The organism is Exiguobacterium sp. A1_3_1, from assembly GCF_048985645.1.
Taxonomy (GTDB): Bacteria; Bacillota; Bacilli; order Exiguobacteriales; family Exiguobacteriaceae; genus Exiguobacterium_A; species Exiguobacterium_A indicum.
In genome coordinates this window covers 1-2,823 of sequence record NZ_WBYY01000267.1, presented here as the reverse complement: position 1 = coordinate 2,823, position 2,823 = coordinate 1, and the positions used below count along the sequence as shown (strand labels likewise).

Here is a 2,823-nt window from a genome sequence, read left to right as displayed (position 1 = left end):
CTCGTGGGCTCGGAGATGTGTATAAGAGACAGCTGATGGGGTAATGTCTTGTAAATTTTTGCGTTCGTTGCTGCAGCAGTCCGTGCGTTCAAGCCTTCCTTCGCATTAACCGTGTAGATCTTCGAGCGATCGACCGCTTTAATGACGTTCTTGACGGGTGTCGTCGTAGCAGGTTTTGACGTAGACGTTACTTTCACTGTCTTTTTATCAACTAATGATGCATGGATAAAAGCTACTTGCTTCTTATACGTGATTTGATACCAATCACCGGATTTTTTCGTAACAGTCAGAACGCTATTTTTTGCCAGTTTTCCGAGTGATTTCGAACTCGTCGTTGCTTGTTGGCGGACGTTGACAGCATCGGTGTTCGTTATGTAGGTCGTCGTTGTCGTAGTCTTTACTGTCGTCGCCTTGACGTATGCTGAAGTGATGAAGGCTGGTTTTGACTGGTAACGGATTTCGTACCAGCTGTTGACCTTCTTGACTGCTGTCAGCTTCGTTCCTTTTTTCAGTGTCGTGATGACCTTCGCGGAAGTCGAGGCAGCCGAGCGAATGTTGACGTTATCCGTCAATGTTAAGGTCGTTGACGCAGCAGAGACCGGTCCGGTTGAACTGATCAAGGCGATCGTCGTAAGAGCGAGAAATGTCTTCTTCACGTGACGTAGCTCCTTCCAAATAGATAGGTAAAAATCGTTGTTACCATTTTGTCATAAAAAGTGCTAATTCCCCTGATTTTAAAATATATTTTTGTTCTAAAAAACTAAGCGGTTGTTTTAATAAAAAATGAATAGCTCGATACAGTATTTTCAAAAAAGTTCGAGTACACTAGAAGTACTCGGAAGGAGGCTACACATGTTACGCCGTTTTTATCAATATTATATCCCGCATAAACGTTTATTTTGGCTTGATTTTATATCTGCCTTATTCGTCGGGGTTTTAGAACTTGCTTTTCCACTCGCTGTCCAGTGGTTCATCGACTCCTTGTTGCCAAACGGTGAGATGAACTGGATCATCCTCGTCAGCGTCGGACTATTAGCACTCTACATCATCAGCACGTTGATGCAGTTCGTCGTCAACTATTTTGGACATAAGCTCGGGATCAATATCGAGACCGATATGCGTCGTCAACTGTTCAGCCATGTGCAGAAACAGTCGTTCCGCTTCTTCGATAATACGAAGACGGGTCATATCATGAGTCGGATCACGAATGATTTGTTTGATATCGGGGAACTTGCCCATCACGGTCCGGAAGATGCCTTCATTGCCGTCATGACATTGCTTGGTGCGTTCTCGATCATGTTAACAATCAACGTACCACTCGCGCTCGTGACGATCATTGCGGTACCGTTTTTGATCTGGCTGATCAGTTATGCGAACGTCCGGATGAATAAATCGTGGGACCGGATGTATGGTAATATCGCGGAAGTCAATTCGCGCGTCGAGGACAGTGTCTCTGGTGTCCGTGTCGTCCAGTCATTCACGAACGAAGCTTACGAAATCGAGCGTTTTGAAAAAGACAACGCGACGTTCCGGCAGTCGAAGATCAATGCCTACAAGGTCATGAGTAAGAGTCTATCCGGCATCTACTTGACGACCCGTTTGATGACGCTTGCCGTTTTAGTCGTCGGTGCCTACTTGACGTATCGCGAAGCTTTAACGGCAGGGGAACTCGTCGGATTCATTCTTTATATGAACATCCTGCTGAAGCCAATCGACAAAATCACCGCATTACTTGAGATGTATCCAAAAGGGATGGCTGGCTTCAAACGCTTCCTCTCGATGATTGATGAGGATGCATCGATTCCGGATGCGCCAGACGCACTCGTCGTTGATCGGTTGAACGGTGGCATCACATTCAAGGATGTGGCGTTCGGTTATGAAGCCGATCGTCTCATTCTAGAGAATATCAATCTGACGGTCGAACCGGGTCAGACAGTCGCGTTCGTCGGAACATCAGGGGCAGGGAAGACGACGATCTGTTCGTTGATTCCACGTTTTTACGATGTTCTAGATGGCGCAATCACGATTGACGGAATCGATATCCGGCAGATGACGAAGGAGTCTCTGCGACAACAAATCGGGATCGTCCAGCAGGATGTCTTCTTGTTCTCAGGGACGATCGCTGAAAATATCGCCTACGGTGACCTGAATGCGACGCACGAAGACATCGTGCAAGCGGCGGAACGTGCCCATCTCGGTCCGATGATCGCGGATCTTCCGGATGGGTATGCGACACAAATCGGCGAACGGGGACTCAAGTTATCGGGTGGGCAAAAGCAACGACTTGCCATTGCACGGATGTTCCTTAAGAACCCGCCGATTTTGATTCTCGATGAAGCGACGTCTGCGCTCGACACGGAAACGGAAGCACTGATCCAAGAATCGCTCGCCGAGTTGTCCGAGAACCGGACGACGCTCGTCATTGCCCATCGTTTAGCGACGATCCGGAATGCGGATAAGATTTTCGTCGTTACGAAGGACGGCATCGTCGAAGAAGGCTCGCATGACGAACTGATGAATCAAGGTGGTTATTTCTCCCGGTTGTTAGAGAGACAACGAGTTTGAATCGATTTGAAAGATTGGAAAGCAATGGACATGTTCCGTTGCTTTTTTTGTTCGTTCAAAAATAAGATTGTGTATGCTAATTTTAGGGAAAACGATTTATAGAAAAGAAGGCGAGGTGGAAGGATGTACGGTCAATTCTGTGAGAACTATGATGAGAGTTATCCCGTCTTGCGGGAAGAGACGTCACATGATTTCCATCGTTTTTTTGCACTGTCTTACACGATTCATGATACTGTCTTTGAACAAACTGTATATGAA

General features: G+C 46.8%; 2 protein-coding genes. One reads left to right on the top strand and one right to left on the bottom strand.

Annotated elements, in window-relative coordinates:
* Positions 1 to 656 (bottom strand): SH3 domain-containing protein (locus F8N00_RS17485; RefSeq protein ID WP_421018686.1); only part of this gene is annotated, 656 nt, incomplete at its 3' end.
* Between the two features lie 196 nt (positions 657 to 852).
* On the opposite strand from F8N00_RS17485, the gene F8N00_RS17480 reads away from it, so the two are divergent.
* Positions 853 to 2,565, top strand: coding sequence for an ABC transporter ATP-binding protein (locus tag F8N00_RS17480; protein ID WP_023467742.1), 1,713 nt, complete (start codon positions 853 to 855; stop codon positions 2,563 to 2,565).
* The last annotated feature ends 258 nt before the right edge of the window (positions 2,566 to 2,823 follow it).